This window comes from Micromonospora sp. IBHARD004 (assembly GCF_052814115.1).
Window position 1 is genome coordinate 3800491 of sequence record NZ_CP199934.1, and the last position, 24386, is coordinate 3824876.

Annotated in this window: 25 protein-coding genes and 1 pseudogene; 17 read left to right on the forward strand and 9 right to left on the reverse strand. The window is 71.3% G+C overall.

The genetic code is table 11. The features are described from left to right. Nucleotides 1-54 precede the first annotated feature (54 nt). A complete protein-coding gene (locus ACTWO6_RS18585; protein ID WP_446215097.1) occupies nt 55-1464 on the reverse strand; it encodes an MFS transporter in 1410 nt (469 codons plus the stop codon). Between ACTWO6_RS18585 and ACTWO6_RS18590 the strand changes: the two genes are divergently transcribed. Next, entirely contained in the window at nt 1442-2371 is a 930-nt protein-coding gene (locus ACTWO6_RS18590; protein WP_446215098.1) for a LysR family transcriptional regulator, read from the forward strand. The genes ACTWO6_RS18585 and ACTWO6_RS18590 overlap by 23 nt on opposite strands. Nucleotides 2372-2420: 49 nt before the next feature. Here the strand turns inward: ACTWO6_RS18590 and ACTWO6_RS18595 are convergent, their stop codons facing one another. Then, nucleotides 2421-3350 (reverse strand): diacylglycerol/lipid kinase family protein, encoded by a 930-nt coding sequence (locus tag ACTWO6_RS18595; protein WP_446215099.1) that lies wholly within the window; start codon nt 3348-3350, stop codon nt 2421-2423. A gap of 229 nt (nt 3351-3579) precedes the next feature. Between ACTWO6_RS18595 and ACTWO6_RS18600 the strand changes: the two genes are divergently transcribed. After that, nucleotides 3580-4272, forward strand: coding sequence for a L,D-transpeptidase family protein (locus ACTWO6_RS18600; RefSeq protein ID WP_446215100.1), 693 nt, complete (start codon nt 3580-3582; stop codon nt 4270-4272). Between the two features lie 430 nt (nt 4273-4702). After that, nucleotides 4703-5623 carry an NADP-dependent oxidoreductase gene (locus ACTWO6_RS18605; protein WP_446215101.1) on the forward strand — a complete coding sequence of 307 codons (921 nt, stop codon included), beginning with the start codon at nt 4703-4705 and terminating at the stop codon, nt 5621-5623. 344 nt (nt 5624-5967) lie between these two features. Here the strand turns inward: ACTWO6_RS18605 and ACTWO6_RS18610 are convergent, their stop codons facing one another. Continuing rightward, nucleotides 5968-7128 (reverse strand): serine hydrolase domain-containing protein, encoded by a 1161-nt coding sequence (locus ACTWO6_RS18610; protein WP_446215102.1) that lies wholly within the window; start codon nt 7126-7128, stop codon nt 5968-5970. Between the two features lie 184 nt (nt 7129-7312). On the opposite strand from ACTWO6_RS18610, the gene ACTWO6_RS18615 reads away from it, so the two are divergent. The 9 genes from ACTWO6_RS18615 to ACTWO6_RS18655 all read left to right on the forward strand — a co-directional run bounded on the left by ACTWO6_RS18615 (nt 7313) and on the right by ACTWO6_RS18655 (nt 16033). Beyond that, the gene (locus tag ACTWO6_RS18615; protein WP_446215103.1) at nt 7313-8860 is read left to right on the forward strand and encodes an ABC transporter substrate-binding protein; all 1548 of its coding nucleotides are present in this window, start codon (nt 7313-7315) and stop codon (nt 8858-8860) included. A 62-nt stretch (nt 8861-8922) separates the two neighbouring features. Beyond that, the gene (locus ACTWO6_RS18620; protein ID WP_446215104.1) at nt 8923-9891 is read left to right on the forward strand and encodes an ABC transporter permease; all 969 of its coding nucleotides are present in this window, start codon (nt 8923-8925) and stop codon (nt 9889-9891) included. Nucleotides 9892-9925: 34 nt separating this feature from the next. Further along, entirely contained in the window at nt 9926-10816 is an 891-nt protein-coding gene (locus ACTWO6_RS18625; protein WP_446215105.1) for an ABC transporter permease, read from the forward strand. Continuing rightward, on the forward strand, nt 10813-11715 hold the full coding sequence (gene murQ, locus ACTWO6_RS18630; protein ID WP_446215106.1) for an N-acetylmuramic acid 6-phosphate etherase: 903 nt from the start codon (nt 10813-10815) through the stop codon (nt 11713-11715). The genes ACTWO6_RS18625 and murQ overlap by 4 nt, the downstream gene beginning before the upstream one ends. Before the next feature lie 11 nt (nt 11716-11726). Further along, entirely contained in the window at nt 11727-12887 is a 1161-nt protein-coding gene (locus ACTWO6_RS18635; RefSeq protein ID WP_446215107.1) for an anhydro-N-acetylmuramic acid kinase, read from the forward strand. Beyond that, on the forward strand, nt 12887-13858 hold the full coding sequence (locus ACTWO6_RS18640; protein ID WP_446215108.1) for an ABC transporter ATP-binding protein: 972 nt from the start codon (nt 12887-12889) through the stop codon (nt 13856-13858). Before ACTWO6_RS18635 ends, ACTWO6_RS18640 begins: the two co-directional genes overlap by 1 nt. Beyond that, a complete protein-coding gene (locus ACTWO6_RS18645) occupies nt 13858-14847 on the forward strand; it encodes an ABC transporter ATP-binding protein (protein WP_446215109.1) in 990 nt (329 codons plus the stop codon). The genes ACTWO6_RS18640 and ACTWO6_RS18645 overlap by 1 nt, the downstream gene beginning before the upstream one ends. After that, nucleotides 14844-15416 (forward strand): N-acetyltransferase family protein, encoded by a 573-nt coding sequence (locus tag ACTWO6_RS18650; protein WP_446215110.1) that lies wholly within the window; start codon nt 14844-14846, stop codon nt 15414-15416. Before ACTWO6_RS18645 ends, ACTWO6_RS18650 begins: the two co-directional genes overlap by 4 nt. Beyond that, on the forward strand, nt 15389-16033 hold the full coding sequence (locus ACTWO6_RS18655) for a helix-turn-helix transcriptional regulator (protein WP_446215111.1): 645 nt from the start codon (nt 15389-15391) through the stop codon (nt 16031-16033). Before ACTWO6_RS18650 ends, ACTWO6_RS18655 begins: the two co-directional genes overlap by 28 nt. A gap of 40 nt (nt 16034-16073) precedes the next feature. On the opposite strand, the gene ACTWO6_RS18660 is transcribed toward ACTWO6_RS18655, so the two are convergent. From ACTWO6_RS18660 to ACTWO6_RS18675, 4 genes are all read right to left on the reverse strand, one after another. Further along, nucleotides 16074-17318, reverse strand: coding sequence for an NAD(P)/FAD-dependent oxidoreductase (locus ACTWO6_RS18660; RefSeq protein WP_446215112.1), 1245 nt, complete (start codon nt 17316-17318; stop codon nt 16074-16076). A gap of 19 nt (nt 17319-17337) precedes the next feature. Then, a complete protein-coding gene (gene folE / locus ACTWO6_RS18665; protein WP_446215113.1) occupies nt 17338-17931 on the reverse strand; it encodes a GTP cyclohydrolase I FolE in 594 nt (197 codons plus the stop codon). Nucleotides 17932-18188: 257 nt separating this feature from the next. Then, entirely contained in the window at nt 18189-20621 is a 2433-nt protein-coding gene (locus tag ACTWO6_RS18670) for a hypothetical protein (protein ID WP_446215114.1), read from the reverse strand. A gap of 183 nt (nt 20622-20804) precedes the next feature. Then, nucleotides 20805-20894, reverse strand: a complete 90-nt coding sequence (locus ACTWO6_RS18675) for a hypothetical protein (protein ID WP_446215115.1) — start codon at nt 20892-20894, stop codon at nt 20805-20807. Between the two features lie 47 nt (nt 20895-20941). Here ACTWO6_RS18675 and ACTWO6_RS18680 point away from each other — a divergent pair. Both ACTWO6_RS18680 and ACTWO6_RS18685 read left to right on the forward strand, forming a co-directional pair. Next, nucleotides 20942-21097: pseudogene (locus ACTWO6_RS18680) on the forward strand (alpha/beta hydrolase-fold protein); the annotation flags it as partial. A gap of 92 nt (nt 21098-21189) precedes the next feature. Beyond that, the gene (locus ACTWO6_RS18685; protein WP_446215116.1) at nt 21190-21525 is read left to right on the forward strand and encodes an alpha/beta hydrolase-fold protein; all 336 of its coding nucleotides are present in this window, start codon (nt 21190-21192) and stop codon (nt 21523-21525) included. Nucleotides 21526-21552: 27 nt separating this feature from the next. On the opposite strand, the gene ACTWO6_RS18690 is transcribed toward ACTWO6_RS18685, so the two are convergent. Then, nucleotides 21553-21942, reverse strand: coding sequence for a DUF2267 domain-containing protein (locus tag ACTWO6_RS18690; RefSeq protein WP_446215117.1), 390 nt, complete (start codon nt 21940-21942; stop codon nt 21553-21555). 139 nt (nt 21943-22081) lie between these two features. Next, nucleotides 22082-22531, reverse strand: a complete 450-nt coding sequence (locus ACTWO6_RS18695) for a VOC family protein (protein WP_446215118.1) — start codon at nt 22529-22531, stop codon at nt 22082-22084. 152 nt (nt 22532-22683) lie between these two features. On the opposite strand from ACTWO6_RS18695, the gene ACTWO6_RS18700 reads away from it, so the two are divergent. Genes ACTWO6_RS18700 through ACTWO6_RS18710 form a run of 3 tightly spaced genes read left to right on the forward strand, consistent with a single transcriptional unit; the run spans nt 22684 to nt 24338 of the window. Further along, a complete protein-coding gene (locus ACTWO6_RS18700) occupies nt 22684-23004 on the forward strand; it encodes an ArsR/SmtB family transcription factor (RefSeq protein WP_446215119.1) in 321 nt (106 codons plus the stop codon). Further along, on the forward strand, nt 23004-23978 hold the full coding sequence (locus ACTWO6_RS18705; RefSeq protein ID WP_446215120.1) for a TIGR03086 family metal-binding protein: 975 nt from the start codon (nt 23004-23006) through the stop codon (nt 23976-23978). The genes ACTWO6_RS18700 and ACTWO6_RS18705 overlap by 1 nt, the downstream gene beginning before the upstream one ends. Nucleotides 23979-23990: 12 nt before the next feature. Continuing rightward, nucleotides 23991-24338, forward strand: a complete 348-nt coding sequence (locus ACTWO6_RS18710) for a TfoX/Sxy family protein (protein WP_446215121.1) — start codon at nt 23991-23993, stop codon at nt 24336-24338. Nucleotides 24339-24386 lie beyond the last annotated feature (48 nt).

Here is a 24386-nt window from a genome sequence, read left to right on the forward strand (position 1 = left end):
TCCACAGAGGAGGACGGCGGACCACCTCGGACCGGGGCGGCGAATCGCGGTGTGTCATCGGTGACTCTGGACCAGTTCCCGCTCATGCTGCGGCACGTGGTCGTGTCGAGGGAGCAGGAGCGGGGTTGTCAGGATCAGGAGACCGGCGATCGCGATCGCGGTCCGGGGGCTGGTGATACCGGCCAGCAGGCCCCACAGGGCGGTCATGGCCGCGATGGTGGCTTTGCTGGTGACCGACCACGCGGTCAGGGTGCGGGCGACCCGGTCCGCCGCGGTGTGGTCGAGCCGGTAGGTGGCGAACACCGGGTTGAACACGCCCATGCAGGTGATCAGCCCAAGCTCGACGGCCATGACGAGCACCAGCCCGGCGGCGCCGGGGCGGATGAAGGCCAACCCGAGCGACCAGCACGCGCGCAGCGCCCCCGCGGTGAGCATGACGTTGCGCTGCCCGAACCGCGCGACAAGTCGGCGGGCCAGTCGTGAGCCGATCAGACCGCCGACGCACGGCAGCGCGAAGGCCAGGCCGTACTGCCAGGGGGCAAACCCGAGGTGGCCGAGCATGAGGACGGCGAGCAGCGGCGAGGTCGCCATGATCAGGCTGCTGACCAGGATCGTGTTGAAGAACAGCGGACGCAACGCCGGGTGGGTGAGGATGTGCCGCCACCCGTCGAGCAGATCGCCGGCTCGGAGCCGTGGCGGTGCGTCGGCTCGCACGGCGCGCGGTTCGCTGCCGCCGATCGCCCGGATCCCCACCGCCGAGAGCAGGTAGCTGACCGCATCGGCCACCACGGTCATCACCGGGCCGAACAGCCCGATCGCGGCCCCGCCGAGCGGCGGTCCCAGCACGGTCGCGGTCCAGTTCGTGGCCTCGAACCGCCCGTTCGCGACGAGCAGGTCCCGCGGCCGTACGAGCGCCTTCAGATATGCGCCGCTGGCCGCGTTGAAGGTGATGTCGGCCGCGGCAACAATGACCGACACGACCAGGAGCTGGACGAAGCTGAGCCAGCCGAGCGCGAACGCGGCGGGGACGCTCATCAACGCCACGAACCGAGCCAGGTCCATCGCGACCATCACCGGCCGCTTGCGGCGGAACTCCACCCACGGGCCGAGCGGCACCGCCACCGCCGCCCCCACCGCCAGCCCGGCAGCCGCGAGGACGGCCACCTCCGTCGGCCCGGCGTGCAGCACGAGGATCGCGATCAAGGGGAACGCGCCGAACGCGAGCCGCGTGCCGAACGTGCTGACCGCGTACGACGCCCACAGCCACCCGAACCGCCACCCCAGCGACCGCCCACCCGCCACGCCCAGCGCACCCTCTCGCCGTCTCACCCGAACAACTTCGCGTTGACCAGTGACATCAAAGCGAACAGGGACTGGCTGATCAAACAACCGATCCGCCGGGCAAGGCACAACCAGAAGTTGTGCAGTTATGCTGCTCGGCGTGGATCTCGACGCCGTGCGCACGTTCGTCGCCGTCGCGGACGCGGGGCAGTTTCAGGAAGCCGCCGCCCACCTGTCGATCACCCAGCAGGCCGTCTCCAAGCGCATCGCCGCCCTGGAGAAGGATCTTGGTGTGCGGGTGTTCACCCGCACCGCGCGCGGAGCCCAGCTCACCATCGACGGGCAGGCGTTCCTGCCCCACGCCCGCGATCTCCTCCAAGCCGAAGAGCGGGCAGCCGCTTCCGTGCGGCCCGGCAGTCGCCCGCTGCGGGTCGACGTGATCGGCCGGCGGCTCGCGCCAGCCGGTCTGCTGCGCGGCTTTCACCGCGCGCACCCCGAGACCGAACTCGACGTCGTGACTCTCTTCGACGCGGACACGGCCATCGCCGCTGTCCGCGCCGGCACGATCGATGCGTCGTTCCGCGCTGTCACCCTGCCCGCGCGGCAGCTCCCCGACGGCATCGAGGCCGCCCGGGTCCTCGACGAGCCCATCCAGCTCCTCACCGGACCGGCCCACGAGTTCGCCGCTGCCCGCGCGGTCGCACCCGCCCAGCTCGCCGGGCACAGGATCTGGATGCCCGGCATCGTCGCCGGTACCGAATGGGCCGCCTACTACGACGACCTCGCCGCCGCGTTCGGGCTCACCATCGAGGCGACCGGCCCCGACTTCGGCACCGAGCCGCTCCTCGACACGATCGCCGACTCCGCTGTGCTGGCGACCTTCGTCGGCGAACAGACCCGCTTCGTCTGGCCCGCCGACGACGACCTGCGGCGCGTCGCCGTGCACCACCCGACACCGGTCTACCCGCACTCACTGATCTGGCGCAGCGACAACCCGCACCCCGCGCTCACCACGCTCCGCAACTACCTCGGCTCCAACCGGCCCGACCACCGCGACGCCGAGACATGGACACCGACATGGGCACAGTGATCACACCGTCGGGTCAACCCGGCGGCAACAACGTCGTGAGCCGCGGCACCTAGCGGTCCGGGCTGTCGGCGGCGGCCATGACGCGCAGCGCGTTGGGGTCCAGGCCGATCCGGATCGGCGTCTCCCCGTACGGCTCGCCGTCGACCTCGACGCGCGCCGGTGGGTCGGTCTCCAGCCAGAGTTGGCGGACGGCGAGGAACGGGTCGTCGCCGAGCGTGCGGCGGTGCCCGGTCGCCGCGTTGCGGGCCGTGTCGCGCAGCAGCTCGCGGCGGCTCGGGCCGCCCACCGGGTACGCGACCAGGAGCCGGTCGTCGGCGTTCGCGTCGGCGGTGATCGGCCGGCCGGCGTGGAACCCACCGTTGGCCACGTACAGCTGGTGGGTGACGAACTCGTGCTCCCGCCCCTCGGCGCGGATGGTGGCGCGCAGCGGCCGGTGCCGACGCAGCAGCGCCAGGGCGGTGACCGGGTACGCGAGCCGGCCGGAGACCCGCTTGAGGCGCGGCGGCGCCGTGAGCATCACGTCGGCGGAGAGGCCGATGCCGACGTGGTTGGTGAACCGCATGTCGCCGACGAGCCCGAGGTCGACGTCGATCACCTTGCCGTCGGTCAGGACCGCGACCGCGGCGTCCAGGTCGAGCGGGATGCCCACCGTGCGGGCGAAGTTGTTGGTGGTGCCCAGCGGCAGCAGGCCGAGCGCGATGTCGCGGTGGGCGAGCAGACGCGCGGCAGTGCCGATCGTGCCGTCGCCACCGCCCGCGATCAGCAGGTCCGGCCCGAGGTCGGCGGCCTCGGCAAGGCTCCGCTCGAGCTCGTCGGGCCGGTCGACCGGGTACGTGCCGAGCAGGGTGAAGCCGGCCGCCGTCAGCCGCGACCGGGCGCCCTCGTAGAGCCGGCGACCCCGGCGGGAGTGGGCGTTGACGACGAGCGCGGCACGCCGCTCCCGCCGGATGACCGTCCCGAGCTCCTGCTTCGTCCGCACAGGCCAGACCCTATCGCCGTATCCGGGGGCAGGAACCGCCGATACGTGACCGTGACCGCGGGTCAGCCGGGAAGGCGTCATATCAATATCGATGGCGGCGCATCTACAGCCATCCTTTGCCCCCGCCGACTACCGTCAAATCCTGGCAGTTCGGAAAGGAGGGACGATGATTTCCTTCGCACGATCCACCACTCATCAACGCCACCGCCGTTCACGTACCGCTCTCGGGGTGGCAGTCCTGGTCGCCACCGGCAGCCTGGCCATCCCCGCCAGTTCGGCGTCGGCCGGCGTCCGCACCACGGCAGAGGTGAATACGGCTCATGCCGCCGCCCTGACCGTGGCCGCGACAACGGCTCAGCCGGTACTGCGGCAGGGCTCGCGCGGCACGGCGGTGACAACCCTTCAGCGCCGGCTCGCCGCGCTGCACTACGACGTGGGCCCCATCGACGGGATCTTCGGACCCTCCACGTACCACGGAGTCGTCGCCTTCCAGAAGGTGAACAACCTGGTCCGGGACGGGATCGTGGGGCCGCAGACCTGGGGGGCCCTCGCCCGGCCGGTGATCCCGAAGCCGAAGTACACGCACTCGGGCTACTCCGTCGAGGCGAACCTGACCAAGCAGGTCGTGTACCTGGCGCGCCAGGGGTCCGTGGTACGCATCCTGGACGCTTCCAGCGGCAAGGCCAGCACGCCGACGCCGACCGGCAACTTCAAGATCCAGCGCCGCATCGACGGCTGGCGGCAGAGTTCGCTCGGTCTGCTGTGGCGGCCGAACTACTTCTACTACGGCTACGCGGTGCACGGCGCCACGTCCGTCCCGACCTACCCGGCCAGTCACGGCTGCGTCCGGGTGCCCATACCGGCCATGAACCGACTGTGGTCGATCATCGGCATCGGCACACCGACGCACATCTACCGTTGATGGCAGCAAGACAGCGGCCCCCGGGTTCACCCCGGGGGCCGTCGTCAGTCGCGGGCCAGTTCCGGTCAACGCGCGGCTACCGCCACCGCACCCGGCTCTACCTCCGCCAGCCGTGCGGGCCGTACGACCGTGAGCAAGCCCGCCATCGCCGCCACCATGCTGCCCCACCACAGAGGAGAAGGCGGAGTCGCTGGCCAACCACGGTTGGACCAGGCGCGCGTGGCCGGGCGCGCACCAGCGTCCGGCCACCGGCATGTCCAGCGACGCTGGCCGGTCAGCTGCGGACCTCATGCCGCCGATCCGGAGCGGTGGTCGCGACGCAGTTTGGGTGCGGTCGGTACGGGAAGGCCGGAACCCGGACCGCGGACCGAGACGTCAACAGGCGGAGACCCATGCAATCCGGACAGGCGCTCTGCGAAGGGACCAGCGTATGCGGGCGATCACACTTCAGGAGCTTGAAGCGGCACCGGCCCTGGCCGGCGACCTGCCCCAGCCCGGCCCTCGCCCCGGTGAGGTGCTCGTGCGGGTGCGCGCCTCCTCCGTCAACGGTTTCGACAAGATGGCGGCGGCCGGAAAGCTCAAGGGCAGGATGGAGTACCGCTTCCCGGTCGTACTCGGCAAGGACTTCGCCGGCACCGTGGAGGCGGTCGGCGACGGGCCCACCCGGTTGGGCATCGGCGACACGGTGTTCGGGGTGGTCATGAAGCCGTACCTGCGAGACGGCGCGTGGGCCGAACTCCTGGCCGTGGGCGACCAGTACGGAATCACCTGGATCCCCGAGGGCCTGGACCTGACGATCGCGGGCGCGCTCGGGCTGGCGGGCACCGCCGCGGTCGACGCGGTGGACGCCGTCGCCCCCAGGCCGGGCGAAACCGTCCTGATCGCCGGCGCGACCGGCGGCGTCGGCGCGCTCGCGATCCAGTACGCCGCGGCGGCCGGCGCCCGCGTCATCGCCACCGCTCGCCCCGGCGCCGCCACCGACTTCGTACGACAGCTGGGCGCCGCCGAAGCGGTGGACTACACCGCCGACCTCAGCGGCCAGGTCCGGGCGCTCGCCCCGGACGGCGTACCCGCGGTGGTGCACCTGGCCGGCGACGGCGCGCAGCTGGCCGGGCTGCTCACCCCCGACGGGCGCCTCGCCTCCACCATCGGCTTCGGCCCCGACCAGCACCCGGCCGCCACCTCGATCATGGCCAGCCCGGAACCGGCAACCCTCGACCGGCTCGCCAGCGACGTCGTAGCCGGTCGACTGCGCGTACCGGTAACGAAGCGCTATGACCTCGCCGAGGTGCCCCAGGCACTCGCCGACTTCTCCGGTGCACTCGGCAAACTCGGCATCACCGTTCCCTGAACGGGCACGCGCTGGCTGATCTGCCCGGGCCGCCCCAAATCCTCACCGCCTACGGGACCGAGTCGATCGAACGTCAACCGAGCGAAAGGCCTCCGCCGTTGTCTCGCCGGATGCGGCCACTCGTCACGGCGATGTGCAGCCCGTACCGGAGCAGCTTGTCGATCTTCTCGGTTCGCCGCCGGTAGCCCAGGAGTTCCAATGCGGCCCGCAACAGGTGCTCCTCGCGCCGCCCCGGGCGTAGTGGCCGTTCACCCGGCGCCAGCTGATGCCGGCCGAGTCGGCGGCGCCCGGCGAGGGCCGGCTGGAGGGTTTGCTGTCGTAGTAGTAGCGGTTGGAGAAGGCGATCAGTGACTCGTCGTGGCTGCGGTAGTGCCAGGACAGCCACCGTTGCGGCAGCCCGGACTCGTCCGCCTCGCTGGTTCGTCCGCCGCGAACTCGGCCACGGCCCGGCGGATCTCCGCGATGTCGGACCATTCGCGGCTGGGGTGCACGCGGTTCGTGAGCAGGACCACCACGAGGTCCCGGCTGGGGTCGACCAGGAGGGACGTGCCGGTGAAACCGGTGTGGCCGAAGGCCCCGGCCGCCGCCAGCTCGCCCATCCAGTGCGGGTCGCCGATGCGTACGCCGAGGCCGTGCCGGAAGCCCGGGTCGATGGCCAGCGGCAGCTGATCGCGGGTCATTTCCGCCACGGTGTCCGGGCGCAGGACGCGGACCCCGTCGAGGACGCCGCCCTGCCGCAGCATCTCGCCGAAACGGGCGACGTCGGCGGCGGTGCCGAACAACCCGGCGTTGCCCGCCGTCCCGCCGAGGGACCACGAGTTCTCGTCGTGGACGCTGCCGCGCAGCATGCCCCGACCGATGAACGGCTGGTGCTCGGTGGCTGCGGCCCGGGCCGCGCGTGCGGGGTCGGGCCGGAAGCCGGTGTCGGTCAGTCCCAGCGGCCGGCAGACCCGCTCGTGCACCAGGTCGGGCAGCCGGTTACCGGTGACCCGCTCGGCCAGCAGTCCGGCGACCATGAACCCCACGCAGGAATATTCGAAGGCTGCGCCGGGCGGGTTCACCAGCGGGGCGTGCAAGACCGCCCGCACCCGGGACTCGCGGTCCGGCCAGTCGGTCCACAGCTGCAGCAGGGCCGGCAGCCCGGAGGTGTGGGTGAGCAGGTGGCGCAGGGTGATCCGCCGGCGCTCGCCGTCGCCGAAAGCCGGCAGCCACCTGGCGATCGGCTCGTCGAGGCCCAGCCTGCCCTCCTCGACGAGGGTGAGCAGCACGGTCGTGGTGAACAGCTTGGTCAGCGAGGCGAGGTCGAAGATCGTGGATTCCGACGCGGGCTGGCGGGTCTCCGGTGGCGCCGGCGTGCCGTCCGCGTCGGCGTACCGGGACAGCTCACCGACAGTAACCAGGTCAGCCGTCCGGCCGCCTCGCGATATCAGTGCGACGGCCGCGCTGTAGAGCGGGCGGTGTCCGGCATCCAAGCCGCTGAGCAGCAATGTCTTCAGTCTGGACACGGAAATGACCATAGCGTAGCCGGCAACTTCTTTCATCCTGCACCGTTGCGCCGGAAACTATTGACACCGCTTTCGTAACCGACTGATACTCGGTCGCCGAGGCGTACGGCTGCCGACGACGGCGGAAATGCGGCGCCAGTGGCACTCGCGGCGATGCGGCCGTGGCATACCGGAGGGAAGGAACGTGAAGCTCCCCAGCACGCTGAGCTCACCAGCGACCAGGTGTCTGGTGGCCGTCGCGGCCGCCGCCCTCGTCGCGACGGGCTGCTCCAGCGGCACACCCGGCAAGGAAGGGTCGACCGGCGGCGGCACGCTGGTGGTCGGCTACACCGCCGACCCCAACACGCTCGACCCGTGGAAGGCCACCCAGTTCCAGGCGGTGCACCTGCTCGAGCAGATGTACGGCACGCTCACCGAGCTCGACGGTGACCTCAACGTCAAGCCCGGCCTGGCCGAGAAGTGGCAGTACGCCGACGAGAACAAGACGCTGACCCTGACGCTGCGTCAGGGCGTGAAGTTCCACGACGGCAAGCCGTTCACCTCCGCGGACGTCAAGTCGTCGATCGAGCGCATCCAGAAGCCGGAGACCGCGGCGGTGGCCGCGGCCACGGTCAAGTCGATCCAGTCGGTCGACGCGCCCGACCCGCAGACCGCCGTCCTGCACCTGACGGCACCGGACGCGGGCCTGCTCGCCGGGCTCGCCACCACCAACCTGGCGATGCTGTCCAAGGACGACACCTCGGAGTCGGTCGCCCAGAAGCCCAACGGCACCGGCGCCTTCAAGTTCGACAGCCGCACCGCCGGCCAGTCGGTGAAGCTGACCGCCAACGGCGACTACTGGGGTGGCAAGCCGAAACTGGGCGGCCTCGAGTTCCGCATCATCCCGGACCAGACCTCGGTCGTCGCGGCCCTGCAGTCGGGCAACGTCCAGTTCGCCACGCTCGACGATCCGCTGGTGGCCAGGTCGGCCGAGGGCAGCGGGCTCAAGGTGACCAAGACGCCGAGCCTGTCGTACCACGTGCTGCAGCTCAACGCCCGCAAGGCGCCGCTGGACAAGCGGGACGTACGGCTCGCCATCTCCTGCGCGATCGACCGGAAGCAGGTGCTGGACACGGCCGCGCTCGGTGAGGGCGAGGTGACCGGGCCGATCACCTCCCCCGCGTACAAGTCCGACCCGAACGCGCGCCCCTGCGCGACCCGCGACGTGGCCAAGGCCAAGCAGTTGCTGGCCGGCGCCGGCCTCGCCAACGGCGTCACCATCCCCGCGATCGTCTCCCAGGGCGAGTACGCCACCTCCGTCAACGAGGCGCAGAACCTGCAGGCCCAGCTCAAGGAGGCCGGCATCAACCTCGACCTCCAGACGCTGGAGTCCGGCGCGTTCGTGGACAAGTGGATCGCCGCCGACTTCAGCGCGGCCGTGGCGCTCAACGGCGGCCGCCCGGACCCGGACGGCATGTACGGGCGCTACTTCACCAGCACCGGCAACCTGAACAAGGTCGCCGGCTACTCCTCGCCGGAGCTCGACAAGCTCCTCGCGGAGGGCAAGGCGACCACCGACCCCGCCAAGCGTAAGGAGATCTACACCCAGGTCTCCCGGCACCTGGAGGACAACGCGGTCTGGGTGTGGCTGTTCTCGAGCTACGGCTACACCGCGACCACCCAGGGCGTCTCGGGCTTCACCCCCCTGGCGAACGGCTCCCTGCAGAACCTGCGCGAGATCTCGCTGCAGTGACCGCACGACCTGCCGGGCGGTGCACGCACCGCCCGGCAGGACCCTCACCCAAGGAGGTGCCGGTGCGGTCCATCGCACGTCACCCGCTGATCCGCAGGCTCGTGGAGACGGTGCTCACCCTCTTCGGGGTCGCGGTGCTGGTCTTCACCACTCTGCGGGCGATTCCCGGCGACGAGATCACCGCCACCCTCGGCACCGAGGCCGCCGGGCTCAGCCCCGAGCAGCAGGCATCCCTGCGCGCGTACTACGGCCTCGACCAGCCGCTGATCCTGCAGTTCTTCTCCTGGCTGGGCAACGTGCTCACCGGCAACCTCGGCTTCTCCCGCCGAGCGGGCGCCTCCGTCCTGGAGATGACCGCGAGCGCTCTGCCGGTGACGATGGAGCTGGCGGTCCTGGCCACCATCATCGGTCTGCTGATCGGGGTGCCGCTGGCCATGCTCTCCGCGTCGCGCCCCAACGGCATCCGCGACGGGTTCGGTCAGGTCGTCGGCCTGGCGGCCCTGTCCGTGCCGAACTTCCTCCTCGGCGCCGCGCTGCTCACCCTGATCTCCAAGTACGCGCACTACAACCCCAATGCCCAGGGTTTCGCCCACTTCACCGAGGACCCGCTGCTGAACCTGCAGCAGATGCTCTTTCCGGCGCTGGTCCTCGGCTTCGGACTCGCGGCCCCGATCATGCGCACCGCACGGTCGGCACTGCTGGAGGTGCAGACCCAGGACTTCGTCCGCACCGCCCGCGGCAAGGGCGTCGCACCGCGGCGGCTGCGGGTGCGCCACGTGCTGCACAACGCGCTGAACCCGATCGTCACCATGACCGGCATCCAGTTCGGCTACCTCCTCGGCGGCGCCGTCGTGGTCGAGCAGATCTTCTCCGTGCCGGGCCTCGGGCGGCAGGTCCTCGCGGGCATCCAACAGAAGGAGTACGCCGTGGTGCAGAGCACCGTGCTGGTGATCGCGACCACGTTCGTCGTGGTCAACCTCCTCACCGACCTGCTCTACCGGGTCATCGACCCCCGGGTGCGTGCCGCATGAACGAGCCCGGCACGAGGCGCGGCGGAGTGCCGGCATGACGGCCGCCGTCGCCGGGCAGCAGGTGCCGGTCGCCGCACCGCCGACCCGCACGGCGGCGTGGCGGCGACTGCTGCGCAGCCCCGCCGGTCTGGTCGGCGCGGTGCTGGTGGCGCTCGTCGTCGTCGCCGCGGGCACCGCCCTGCTCGGGATGACCCCGTACGACCCGATCGCCCAGCACCCGCAGGCCCGCCTGCAGCCGCCGTCGGCCCAGTACTGGTTCGGCACCGACCAGTTCGGCCGCGACGTCTTCTCCCGTTCCCTGGCCGGCGTGGGCAACTCGCTGCGCGTCGCCGTCGTCGCGGTCTTCCTCTCCGCCCTCGTCGGCACCACCGCCGGCATCTGCGCGGGCTTCTACGGCGGCCGGGTACGCGGGCCGGTGCTGGCCGTGACGAACGTGCTCTTCGCCTTCCCGCCGCTGCTGCTGGCGCTGACTCTCGCGGCCACGTTCACCCGCAACTGGCTGACCATCGCGATCGCGATCGCCATCGTCTACGTGCCGATCTTCGTCCGGGTCAGCCGCGGGCCGGTGCTGTCGCTGCGCGAGACCGACTTCATCAAGGCGGCCCGGGTGCTCGGCATCCCGACCTGGCGGATCCTGCTGCGTCATCTGCTGCCGAACCTCGCCGCCATCGTCATCGTGCAGGTGACCCTGTCGCTGTCGTGGGCGGTGCTCACCGAGGCCGCGTTGAGTTTCCTCGGCCTGGGCAGCCCGCCGCCCGCGCCGTCGCTGGGGTCGATGGTCTTCGACGCCAAGATCCTGGCCGGTACGGCCTGGTGGAACCTGGCGGCGCCGGGCGCCGTCATCGTGACCTTCGTGGTCGGGCTCAATCTGCTCGGCGACGGGCTGCGCGACGCACTCGACCCGAGAAATGGACGCAACGCATGACGGATCGCCTTGGTGACCTGCTGACCGAACAGGTCGACGACCGGTACGCCGGCCTCGACACCGCGTCGGTCGCGCAGTTGGCGGTGGTCATGAACGACGCCGACGCGACCGTGCCCGGCGCCGTGCGTGCGGCGCTGCCGCAGATCGTGCCGGCCATCGAGGGGGTCGCCGACCGGCTGGCGGCCGGCGGTCGGCTGCTCTACGTCGGGGCGGGCACCGCCGGCCGGATGGGGGTGCTCGACGCGTCGGAGTGCCCACCGACGTTCAGCACCCCGCCGGAACTGGTGCGCGCCGTCATCGCCGGCGGCATGCAGGCGTTGGTCGCCTCGCAGGAGGGCGTCGAGGACGACGAGGCGGCCGGTGCGGCGGTGATCGCCGAATGCGAGGTCACGGCCGCCGACGCGGTGGTCGGTGTCTCGGCGAGCGGCCGTACGCCCTATGTCCTGGCGGCGGTGCGGGCGGCCCGCGCGCGGGGCGCGCTGACGGTCGGGCTGTCATGCAATGCCGGCACGCCGCTGAGCGCCGCCGCCGACCGGGCGATCGAGGTGCTCGTCGGCCCCGAGGTGCTGGCCGGCTCGACCCGGCTGAAGGCGGGCACGGCCCAGAAGCTGGTGCTCAACATGATCTCGACGATCTCGATGGTCCGGCTGGGCAAGACGTACGGGAATTTGATGGTCGACCTGCGGGTGACCAACGTGAAGCTCCGCGATCGGGCGGTCCGCATCATCCGGCGGGTCACCGGGGTTTCCCGCGCCGCTGCCGAGGCGGCGCTCGACCGCGCCGGGCTCGATGTGAAGACGGCGATCCTGATGCTCGACCGCTCGACCGGGGCGGATCCACGGCAGCGGCTGGCGGCGAGCGGCGGTCGGCTGCGCGAGGCGTTGGAGGCGGGGGCGTGAAGGTCCTGGGCATGATTTCCGGTACGTCCCACGACGGCATCGACGTGGCGGCCGTCGATTTCACGCTGCGCGACGGTGTGCTGCACGGCACCGTCGAGTACGCGGGGAGTTCGCCCTACCCGGAGGACCTGCGCGTCCGGCTGATGCGGGCCCTGCCCCCGTCGGCGCTGACCTTCGCCGAGGCGTGCGAACTGGACACGCTGATCGGTCAGGCGTTCGCCGAGGTGGCCGCCGAGGCGGCCGAGCGGGCCGGCGGCATCGACCTGATCTGCTCGCACGGACAGACCGTCTATCACTGGGTGGAGGGGCGACAGGTGCGCGGCACCCTGCAGATCGGGCAGCCGGCCTGGGTCGCCGAGCGCACCCGCGTTCCGGTCGTCGCCGACGTGCGGGTGCGGGACGTGGTCGCCGGGGGTCAGGGCGCGCCGCTGGTGTCGATGATGGACGTCATGCTGCTGTCCGGCCTGCCGGGCCGGCCGGCCGGCCTCAACCTGGGCGGCATCGCCAACATGACCGTGCTGCGGCCGCTTAGTGGTGGCGGCCCGGTGGCCTACGACACCGGGCCGGCGAACGCGCTGATCGACGCCGCCGTCGTGCGGGCCAGCCGGGGCCGGCTGCGATACGACGAGGACGGCGGCCTCGCCGCCGGCGGCAGGGTGGACGACGCCCTGCTCACCGAGCTGCTCGCCGAGCCGTACTACCGGCTCGACCCGCCGAAGACCACCGGCAAGGAACTCTTCCACGCCGACTACCTGGAGACAGCACTGACGACGCACCCCGGTCTGTCGGACGCGGACATCGCCGCGACCCTCACGGCGCTGACCGCGCAGACCGTCGCCGACCAGGTTCGCCGCCACCGGGTCGACACCCTCGTCGCCTCCGGCGGGGGATGCGCCAATCCGACGCTGATGGCGATGCTGCGGGAGCGGCTGACCGGGGTGCGGGTCACGACCACCGCCGAGTTCGGCGCGCCGACCGACACCAAGGAGGCCATCGCCTTCGCGCTGATCGGCTGGCACACCGCGCACGGCCTGCCCGGCACCGTCCCGTCGTGCACCGGCGCCACCGGCGCCCGGGTGCTCGGCGCCATCGTGCCCGGCGCCACTCCCCTGCGCCTGCCCGAGCCGCTGCCCACCGCCCCCACCGGGCTGCGCCTGACCGGAGCCGCCTGATGAACGCCCTTCTCGAGCTGGCGGACCTGCGCGTGTCGGCCCGGTCCGGCGGCGCCGACCGGGAGATCGTGCACGGGGTCGACCTGACCGTCGAGGCCGGGCAGACCGTCGCCGTGGTCGGCGAGAGCGGCTCCGGCAAGTCCCTGACCATGCTGGCTGTGATGGGCCTGCTCGCCGAGCCGCTGCGCGTCTCCGGTGGGACCGTGCGGCTCGCTGACCGCGACCTGACCGCGCTGTCCGAGCGGGAGCTGCGCGCGATCCGCGGCAACGACGCGGCGATGATCTACCAGGACCCGATGACGTCGCTCAACCCGCTGATGCGCGTCGGCGACCAGGTCATCGAGGCGATGACCGCGCACGGCGTGCCGAAGGCCGAGGCGGGCCGGCGGATGCTCGACCTGCTGGCCCGGGTCGGCATCCCCGATCCGAAGCGCACCGCGCGGGCCTATCCGCACGAGTTCTCCGGCGGGATGCGGCAGCGGGTGATGATCGCCTGCGCGCTGGCGATGCGCCCCCGGCTGCTCATCGCCGACGAGCCCACCACCGCGCTGGACGTGACCATCCAACAGCAGATCCTGGCGCTGATCGACGAACTGCGCCGGGAACTCGGCATGACCACGATCTGGGTCACCCACGACCTCGGTGTGGTGGCGCGCCTGGTCGACCGGGTGGTGGTGATGTACGCGGGCCACGTGGTCGAGGACGCGCCCGTGCGGCAGGTGTTCAGCGCTCCGCAGCACCCGTACACGAAGGCGTTGCTGGCCGCCCTGCCCGACCCGAGCGACGACGACCGGCCGCCGCTGGCCCAGATCCCCGGACGGCCGCCGGCCGCCACCGACCCGGTCGAGGGATGCCCGTTCCGGCCACGGTGCTCGCAGGCCGTCGACGCGTGCGCGACCCGCCCTCCCCTGCAGACGCGGATGCAGGGACGAGCCGCGTGCTGGGTGCCCCCGCACGAGTGGAGAGACTGATGCTCACGGCGACCGACCTGGTCAAGGACTACCCGGTGCGGGGCGGCGACGCCGTCGTGCACGCCCTCGCCGGGGTCTCGCTGACCGTCGGGGACGGCGAGACCCTCGGCATCGTCGGCGAGTCCGGCTGCGGCAAGTCGACCCTGGCCAAGCTGCTGGTGCGGCTCGAGGATCCGACGTCCGGCCGGGTGGAGCTGGACGGGGTGGACCTGACCGCGCTGCGGGGCCCGGCGCTGCGCCAGCAGCGCCGGCACATCCAGATGCTGTTCCAGGACCCGTACTCCTCGCTCAACCCGCGGCTGCGCGTCGGCCAGGCGCTCGGCGAGGTGCTGGCCGTGCACCGGCTCGCCGACGGCCGACAGCGCGAGCGGCGGGTCGGCGAGCTGCTGGAGATGGTCGGGCTGGGCGCGGCGTTCGCCGCGCGCTACCCGCACGAGCTCTCCGGCGGGCAGCGGCAGCGGGTCGGCATCGCCCGGGCCCTCGCGGTGGAGCCGAAGGTGCTGCTGCTCGACGAGCCGGTGTCGGCGCTCGACGTGTCGGTCCGGGCCGAGATCATGAACCTGCTGGTCAACCTGCGCCGCGACCTGGGCCTCAGCTACGTGTTCATCAGCCACGACGTGGCCATGGTGCGGCACATCAGCGACCGGGTCGCCGTGATGTACCTCGGTCGGGTCGTCGAGATCGGCGACTGGAAGTCGGTGCTGGACAACCCGCAGCACCCGTACACCGCCGCCCTGTGCGCCGCGGTTCCGGCGCCCAACCCGGAGCTGTCCCAGCCGATCGAGGCCACCGTCTCCGGTGAGGTGCCCAACCCGGCCGCCCCGCCGTCCGGCTGCCCGTTCCACCCCCGCTGCCCGCTGGCACAGGACGCCTGCCGTCAGCTCGACCCGGCGTTGCTGCCGCTCGCGACCGGCCGCGAGGTGGCCTGCCACGTGGCCGCCGGGCAGGTGACCGACCGGTCCGCGCAGCTCGCCCCGTCCGGCTCGTGACCGCACCGGTGCGGCTCCGGCCCGGGGTGGCGGCCGACGCGGACACCGCCGGCGCCGTCTTCCTGGCCTGCTGGCACCGGTCGTACGCCGACCTGCTGCCGCCGCAGGTGCGGGCCCGCTACGACGAGGCGAGCGCGGTGGCGCTGTGGCGACGCATCCTCGCGGCTGCGCCCGACGGCGTGCTGGTCGCCGACGTGGCGGGGCACGGGGTTCGCGGTGTCGTGCGCTTCGGCGCGGACCCGGACGACGCGCGTCACGGACACGTGTTCAGCCTGTACGTGCACCCGGACGCGCACGGCCTCGGGCTGGGTGGAACGCTGCTGCACGCCGCATCCCGGGAGCTGCGGGCCGCCGGTTACGCCACGGCGACGTTGTGGGTGTTCGCCGGAAACCATGCCGCTCGCGCTTTCTACGCGGTGCAGGGCTGGAGGCCCGACGGCGGTACCCGGGTCGAGGAGGCGTACGGCGAGCCGGAGGTGCGGCTGCGCGGGAGTCTGGCCGAGGTAATTTCAACAAGACCTGCTGGTGATAAACTTCCGGCATGGCAACGGCCCCCTGGCAGGCGGTGACGGCCCTCGTCGACCAGGTACGACGGGCGCTGTATGACTACGTCCGCAGCCAGGACCACCCGGTGACGCGGGACGAGGCCGCCGAGGCACAGCACATCTCGCGCAACCTGGCGGCCTTTCACCTGGACAAGCTGGTCGGCGCCGGGCTGCTGCAGGCTCGGTACGAGGCGCCGACCGACCAGCCGCGCGGCCGTGGTCGAACGCCGAAGGTGTACGAGGCGGCGCCGGGCTGCATCGCACTGACCATCCCGGAGCGCCGCTACGACCTGATCGGCGAGATCCTCGCCCAGGCCGTCGCCGAGGATCCCACCGACGCCAGGGCGGCGGCGCTCCGCCTGGCGGAGCACCGGGGCGTGACCATCGGCCGTCAGGTCGCCGGCGGCGGGCCGGTCGCGGCCGTGCTGGCCGAGCTCGGCTTCGAACCGGCCGACGACGACGAGCTGATCCGGCTGCGGAACTGCCCCTTCCACGAACTCGCCGCCCAGCAGACCGAGCTGGTGTGCGGCCTGAACCAGGCCTTCATCGCCGGTCTGCTCGACGGGCTCGGCCGGACGGACCTCCACGCGCGGCTGGCGCCCAGCCCCGGCGCCTGCTGCGTACAGATCCATCCGGCCTGACCCGGCTCGCCGCCGCTCCCCCGCTCAGCGGCACGCCTCCTCAGCTCAGCACATCGCCGAGCGGCACCCTCGGGTCGGCAAGCCTGGCCAGGTCGACGGCCCTGCCCCCATGGCCGGCCCGCACCAGCGTCTGGATCTGGTCGGTCACGTCCCACACGTTGGCGTTCATCCCGGCCAGGACCCGACCGTCGGAGACCCAGAACGCCATGAACTCCGGCACCCTGCCGTCCACCCCGGCCGGATCGCCGCGGAACACCACCCGGTCGTAGCCGTCCGGTGCCACCCACCCCGAATACTCCATCCCCAGGTCGTACTGGTCGGAGAAGAAGTACGGCAGGCGGGCGTACTCGACCTGCTGGCCCAGCATCGACCGCGCCGCGGCCGGCCCGCCGTTGAGCGCGTTCGCCCAGTGCTCCACGCGGATGTGCCGGCCAAGCAGCGGGTGGTAGGCGTTGGCCACGTCACCCGCGGCGTAAATGTGCGGGTCGGAGGTGAGCAGCCGGGCGTCGGTGAGGATGCCGTTCTCCACCTTCAGGCCCGCCGTCTCGGCCAACTGCACGTTGGGCTGGATGCCCACGCCGACGACGACGGTGTCGGCGGCCAGTTCGGTGCCGTCGGTCAGCAGGACCGAGGACACCCGCCCGGTGCCGCGCAGTTGCCGGACCCCGACGCCGAAGTGGAAGGTGACGCCGTGGCGGCCGTGCAGGTCGGCGAAGACCCGGGCGACCTCGTCGCCGAGGACCCGCTGCAACGGCAGGTCGGCGGTTTCCACCACGGTCACCGCGGCGCCGTGCCGGCGGGCGGCGGCGGCGATCTCCAGGCCGATCCAGCCGGCACCGATCACCACGAGGTGGGCCTGGTCGGTGAGGGCTTCGGCGATCCGATCGGAGTCCGCCAGGGTACGCAGGTACAGCACGCCGTCCAGGTCGGCGCCGGGAACGTCCAGGCGGCGGGGCGTCGAGCCGGCGGTCAGCAGCAGCTTGTCGTACCCGAGCCGCTCGCCGTCGGCCAGGACGACCTGGCGGGCGTCGCGGTCGATGCCGGTGACCCGGGTCGCGGTCCGCAGGTCGACGCTGTTCGCCTCGTACCAGCCGGCGTCGTGCACGTACACGTCACGCCGCGGCGTGGTCTCCAGCAGCAGGCCCTTGGACAGCGGTGGCCGTTCGTAGGGCCGTTCGGGTTCCTCGCCGAGCAGGACCACCCGGCCCTCGAAGCCCTCCTCGCGCAGGGTCTGGGCGGCCTTGGCGCCGGCGAGGCCGGCGCCGACGATGACGAAGTTCTCCATGCCGCGTCTCCGAATCGTGTCAGTGGGCTCCGGTGAGGGAGAAGAACTCGGCCCGGGAGCGGGCGTCGTCCCGCAGGGTCCCGAGCAGGGTGGAGGTCACGGTGGTGGCGCCGACGGCCCGCACCCCACGCAACGTCATGCACAGATGCTCCGCCTCGATGACGACGCCGACGCCCTTGGGCGCCAGTTCGAGGGCCAGCCAGTCCGCCACCTGCTTGGTCAGCCGCTCCTGCACCTGGGGACGGTGGGCGAAGAGCTCCACGACGCGGGCGAGTTTGGACAGCCCGAGGATCCGGTCGCCCGGCAGGTAGCCGACGTGCGCGACACCGACGAACGGCAACAGGTGGTGTTCGCACACCGACCGGATCGGGATGGAGCGGGCCAGCACCAGTTCGTCGTAGCCCTCGTCGTTGGGGAAGGTGGTCAGGTCGAACGGACGCGCGGTGAGCAGCTCCGCGTACGCCCTGGCCATCCGGCCCGGCGTGCCACGCAGGCTCTCCGAGTCCAGGTCGATGCCGAGTGCGGCCAGAAACCGCGCGGCGGCCTGCTCGGCGGCGACCAGGTCGCGCGCCGGCTGCTGGTCGACGCGACGTGGGGCCGGTGCGATGGTCACGTCAGCCGCCCTCGAGCGCGATGCGCAGGTTCCACGCCGCATTCCTCCATTTTCGCCAATGGTCCTCGCCGTTAATCATGATCCTGGACCCTCGCGGCCAGGATTTCAATAGCGAACGCTGGTGAAATTCGCCGCTCTGGCCCGCTGACCCCGTGACCGGCACGGGTACGCCGTGCCGCCAGCGCGCCGCTGTCGTACGACGCCGATCGTGCTGCCGTCCGGACGGCCCCGCCAGGCGGGAGTGCTCGCTCAGCGCATCACCCGCGTGGCCCCGGCGGCACGCGTAGCTCGCGGAGGATCTCGACCGACGCCCGGTAAGCAGGTTCGTCGGCGTAGCCGGAGTGTCCGCGCGTGGCCGGATACGAGCCGTCCCCTGCCATCCTGGCGAACATCGGGTCGATCATTCGCCGGTCGATGTCCTGGTTGTCGCCAATGCGGCCATCGGCAGTCCACTCGTCGGTGCTGATCTCGACCGCATCGAAGTCGCGCAGAATCCACCCGCCGATCGGGTCGCTGGGCCGGTAGAGGTTGCGCCATGGCCAGCGCGGGCGGGCGCCGTCGGTGATGTCCAGCGGCTTGCCCAGCAGGAAGGCACCGGCACGGCGCAACGCGAGAGGTCCGAAGTAGGCCGGGAAGAAGCGTGCGTAGAGCCGACGCAGCGGGCTGCCGTAGGTGAGCAGGGCAACTCGCGAGCTTTCCGTGTAGGTCAGTTGCATGACCACAGCCGCCCCGATGACGGTGCCCTGGGAGTGACACGACAGCAGGACCCGACCACCGCGGGTGCAGCCGAGGTAGTTGATGCGCTTGATCAGATCGGGGACCGCCCGCTCGGCGTAGCAGGGCGGCGCGAGTGGATGCGTGGCGCGTGGCCAGAACGTACCGAGGTCCCACAGAACGCCGACGGTCCGGCGGAACCCGGGGTTGCGGTACGCCTGGCGCCCGACGTAGAGGAGGCCGGCCGCGAAGCCACCCACGATCAGGTCGCCGATGTTGACCGCCCAGCGGGCGTGTGCGTAGACCCAGCTCCGGTCGACCAGGTAGCCGACCACGCCGGCGGCGGTCAGAGCGGCCAGCAGGACGGCGAACGCACCGGTGATCCGTCCACCCACATCGCTGACAGTTGCGCGGGACCAGGCGGCAGCGATGTTGCGCGCCCGCCGCAGCGTCTCCGCGTGCTCCGGGAGATCGGGCGCATCGAGGGCCTTCTTGATTTCGACGGCCGGGTAGGCACGGGCAACCTCGTCGCGCAGCATCTTCTTGGTATTGCGGCGCACCAGCCACAGCCCGACGCCCGCCAGCAGCAGGGCCGTCGCGGCCACCGGAACCGCAAGCGCGGCGCCCCAGAAGAACACCAGCGGGACGACGAATGTGTCAGGAGACCGGTCGGTCGGCGCCGGCTTGCCCAGCACATGTGCCACCGTCAGGGCCAGGCCGGCGGCGAAGGCGCCGGCGAGTGCCACCGCCGCCATCATCAGCACCGGCGCCGCGAGGCCGAACCACGCCGGTGACTGGTCGGCCGCCGGCCTCGCTCGCCATGTCTGAACGCGATGCACCAGCAGGAGGATCAGCATGATCAGCAGCAGGACAACCTGAACCGCCGCGAGCACCTGGACCGTCCCCACGAGCCACGGCAGCTGCGAACGTGCAGCGCCGGACACGGGCACCGCTGCGTTGACATGGGGCTGCCAGGCCACCACCGCTCCGAGGACGCTCACGACCAGAGCCAGCCACGGCAACAGCGTGTAGAGGTCGCGCCCACGGCGATGTTCACCGTCGTCGCCCGGTGTAGGGCGATCATTGGGTAGGCAGACCAGCACCACGGTCAGGCCGAGCAGGCACAGCGCGAGCCCGAACAGGACCATCGCCGCCTCAGACCAGATCGAATCCACGGCCGGCCCGGGCTGAACAGCGCGAAGAACGTGGCCGTGACCGACGAAGGGCGCGAGCAGCAAGACGCCGACCAGCGCGAAGCCGGCAGCGACATGGGCGGCTCGGAGCCGCCGCACCTGACTCGCGCCATTCCACATCCGGCGGTCTTCCAGCGGTGTCCTGTCCTGCTCCTCCGCGCCGGCAGGCGGCACGGTCGTTGCCTCCAGTTGCTGCCACGTCTTGTTCGCCAACCACCACAACAACCCGACCACGGCCAGTGGCAGCGCAGCGGTCACCGCGATGCGCCGTCCGGGGAGGCCAAGCCACGACCAGGACAGGAAGCCCAGCCACGAGACCCGGTCCGTGCAGTCGCGCGACTGCCGCACACACTGCCACCCGAAGAAGTCCATGGAGACCAGGACGACGGACAGGACGAGCGTGAGCGTGATCGACAGCGCGAACAACCGCTGCACCGCCTCTGCCGTCCGCCGGGATAGCTTGCGCCCGTCATCGACGCCGGCGTACGGCAGAGCAAAGAAGGCGACATTGACCAGCAGGAACGGCGTAAGCAGCAGCCACAGGGCTCGCTGCCCACTGCCCGCGGTCAACGCGCCCCACGAGTACGCCTCAACCCGCTCATCCCCCGTATCGGTGGAGGTCTGCTTCGCTTCCCACTGTCGGCGGTGGAAGCCCGCCTCGGCATCCCCCGCCACCCGCACGGCGTGCGGGTGCGCCAGCATGCGCTCAGGCGGAGTACCGGACACGCCGTGAACCCGCAGCTCGGTCCAGCCTCCGCCGTCCTGGTTCACGTAGCCGCCCATGTTCCACCTCCGGCGCTACCGCAACTCTCACTGCCTGTCTAACCAGAACGCTGTAGGCGCGCAGTCACCCAGCGGACACCAACAGTGTCGGAGAGTCGCGCGAACCGGGTCACCGATGCGGACGAGAACCAGCGGCGCGGCCGACCGAACCGCTCAACCCGGCGGCGCAGATGCCGTACCGGATCAGCTGACGGCGACCGAAACGTACTTCGTGTCGACGTACTCGTCGATGCCTTCCCGGCCGCCCTCGCAACCGAACCCGCTGGCCTTCACGCCGCCGAAGGGCGCGGCGGTGTTCGACAGGACCCTGGTTCAGGCCGACCCGGCCCACCTTCTTCCAGGACGACGCGATCCTCGAGCGGGGGTACGGCGCGGGCTCGAAGCGCGTGGTGGCAGGCCTCTCGATGGGGGGCTTCGGGGCGATGTCGTACGCGGCCCGCAACCCGGGCATGTTCCGGGCGGCGGCGTCCTTCAGCGGCGTCGTGCACCCGTTGCGGGACCCGTCGTACTGGCTGCCGTTCCTCGGGCGCGCACCGGGCTGGACCCGTACGCCCTCTGGGGCGACCCGGTGGCGCAACGGGACATCTGGCAGGACCACGACCCGTACTACCTGGCGAGGCAGTTGCGGCACACGGCGCTCTTCGTGGCCAGTGGCGACGGCACCGCCGGGGGGCCCTTCGACCCGCCGGGGCGGACCAACAGCCTGGAGGCGCTCATCTACCAGGAGAACCTCGAATTCGTCGATCAACTGCGCGAGCTGGGCGTCGCTGTCGAGACCGACTTCTACGGCCCCGGCACCCACAGTTGGCCGTACTGGCAGCGGGAGCTGCACCGGGCGCTGCCGGTGCTGCTGGACGCGCTCGAGACGGGGCGCGGCGTGGCGACCCTTCCCCTCCACCAGTAGCCCGGCCCCGCAGGGATTGGCTCGGGGTCACGCTTCGACTCGGCGTACCGGATGGAGCAGCTGCCGGATGTCCTTTGGCAGCTCGGATTCCAGGTCCTTGAGTTCCTCGGCGCTCACCGCCTCGCGCAGGGTGGCCAATACCGCGCGGGCTCCCTCAGCGGCCCGCTGGTCATCCATTCCCGTGCGCGCCCGTACCTCATTGAGGAACTCCACGAGATCGAGCCGTTCGCCGAAGTCCAATTCCTTGTGCAGGTACCCCCGGAACTCCTCGGGGAGCTGCGCGGCCAGGTCGCGGGCCTCGCCGCCACTGATCCGTTCCGCCAATGTCGTGAGGGTGGCTCGGATGACGTTCGCCGCCTCCGCCGCTGGCATTCCCGCCCGCTGTCCCACCGCTTCGAGAAACTCGGCGTAGTTCACGGGTTCTCCTTCCGGACCGTGCGTCGCGTCCTCGCCGTTGAGGCGACGAGCGCCGCTTACCCGAGCGATGTCCGGCAAAACGGCGCCCGTGGAGGTCGCCCGGCGCGGCCTTGCCGTCGGTATGAGTCGATCGTCAGGGTCAGGCGGAGGCGGCCCGACCCATCTCGGCGAGGATCCCGGTGCCCTGACCGAGCTCGATCAGGTAGCCGTCCGGATCCCGCAGATAGCACCGGATCTCGACGCCATGGTCCTTCGGCTCGGTGAGGAACTCCCCACCCCGTGACCGCCACTGCTCATAGACCGCGCGGACGTCGGTGACCCGGATGTTCATCGCGCCGCTGAGCGTGTTCGGATCCGGCGGCGCCTGTGCCTGTACGTCCGGCTTGTCATCGGTCGGACCGCCTTCGTTGTTGATCACGATGTAACTGTTGTGGAACCGCAGGATCGCCGGCTGGCGTTCCCGCACCACCGTCGCTCCCAGCACCCGCTGGTAGAACTCCCGTGACCGGTCCACATCCCGCACGATCAGCAGATGCGTGAGCACCAGCCCACCCTCGGGCTGGAAGTAGTCGGGCGCCTCGATCGCCATCCACGCCTCCCCGGGTCCCATTGGCAGCGCGCGTACCCTCTCGCGGCGCCGGCACACCCGCGGGACGGTGGTCTCCGCCGGGTCGGGTGGCGGCTGACGCAGCGGCGCGGAGCGTTTTGACAAACGCGTTAGCCGTCGCTAACGTGTTTCTGGTGATCGACGCGTTGTCTGCCGCTGCTGAGCCCACCCGGCGACGGATCCTGCAGCTGCTCGCGTCGCAGCCCCGCACGGTGAGCAGCATCGCGGCGGAGTTCACGGTCACCCGGTCGGCGATCTCCCAGCATCTGCTGCTACTGGCGGACGTCGGCCTGGTGGAGGCCGAGAAGGTCGGCCGGGAACGCATCTACCGGGTCGTTCCCGACGGACTCCGTCAGCTGCAGGCCGAGATCGACCGGTTCTGGACCGCCGAGCTCGACCTGTTGGTCGCCGACGCACGCGCCCTGAAATCTCAACGGATCGAAAGAGGCCACTGATGTTCACCAAGACCGTCGTCCTGCCCGTCGACATCGACGAGGCATTCGCTCTCATCACCGAGCCGGAGCGGCTGCGCCGCTGGCAGACCGTGTCGGCCCGCGTCGACCTCCGCGTGGGCGGTGACTACCGCTGGACCATCACCCCCGGCCACGTGGCGGCCGGCACCTTCCGCGAGGTCGAGCCCGGCAAGCGTGTCGTGTTCGGCTGGGGTTGGGAAGGCAACCCCGACCTCGCCCCCGACGCCTCGACCGTCTCGATCACGATCGAACCGGTCGCCGACGGCACCCAGGTCACCCTCACCCACGAGGGGCTGACCGACCAGCAGGCGGCGATGCACGCCGAGGGCTGGAACCACTACTTCGGCCGTCTCGAGAAGGCCGCCGTCGCCGGGGACGCCGGCCCCGACGAGTGGTCCGCTGCTCCCGAGCGGCTCGACGAACTGTCCGCCGCCGACGCCACCCTGGCCGCACTCCAGACGGTCCTGCGCCAGCTGACCTCCGAGGACCGCCCCAAGCAGACCCCCTGCGCGGACTTCACCTGCCACGACCTCGCCGAGCACCTGTTCGGCTCCATGGTCGCCTTCGGCTCGATGGCCGGCGTCAAGGTCGTGAACCCCGAGACGGGTTCGCTGGAGAACCGGGTCGCCACCATGGCGGCGCAGGCCATCGAGGGATGGCGCGCCCGCGGACTCGACGGCACCGTCCCCGCCCCCGGCGGCGGCGAAATGCCGGCCACGTTCGCGGCGGGCATCATGCCGGTGGAATTCCTGCTGCACGCGTGGGACATGGCCCAGGGCAGCGGCACTCCCCTGGTCGTCAGCGACGAGGTCGTGGCCTACGTCCACAAGCTCGCCGAGCAGATCGTCCCCGGCGCCCGCGGTGCCGCGTTCAGCGACGAGGTCGCCCCGCCCAAGGGCGCCGACCCGATGGAGCGGCTGGCCGCTTTCACCGGCCGTCGCCCCGTGGCCGGATGACAGAATCCGACGATGCAGATGCCCAAGCCCACCGACGCTGACAAGCAGTTCTTCCGGTCCGTCATCCCCGACGCCCCAGGGGTCGAGGTCAAGCCGATGTTCGGCAACCTCGGCGCGTTCGTGAACGGCAACATGTTCGCCGGGCTGTTCGGCTCGTCGGTCGGGGTGAAGCTCGCCGCCGAGGACCTGGCCGAGCTGGCGACGATCGAGGGCGTGGAACCGTTCGGCCCAGCCGAGCGCCCGATGGGTGGATACCTGTCGCTGCCCCCGTCGTTCACCACCGAGCAGGCGACCGGGTGGGTCAACAAGGCTCAGGCGTACGTCGCGACGCTGCCTCCCAAACTCAAGAAGAAGCGGTAGCCGGGGCCGCCTGAGTCGCGAGCGCCGCAAGGTCTCGTGGCTCAGGTG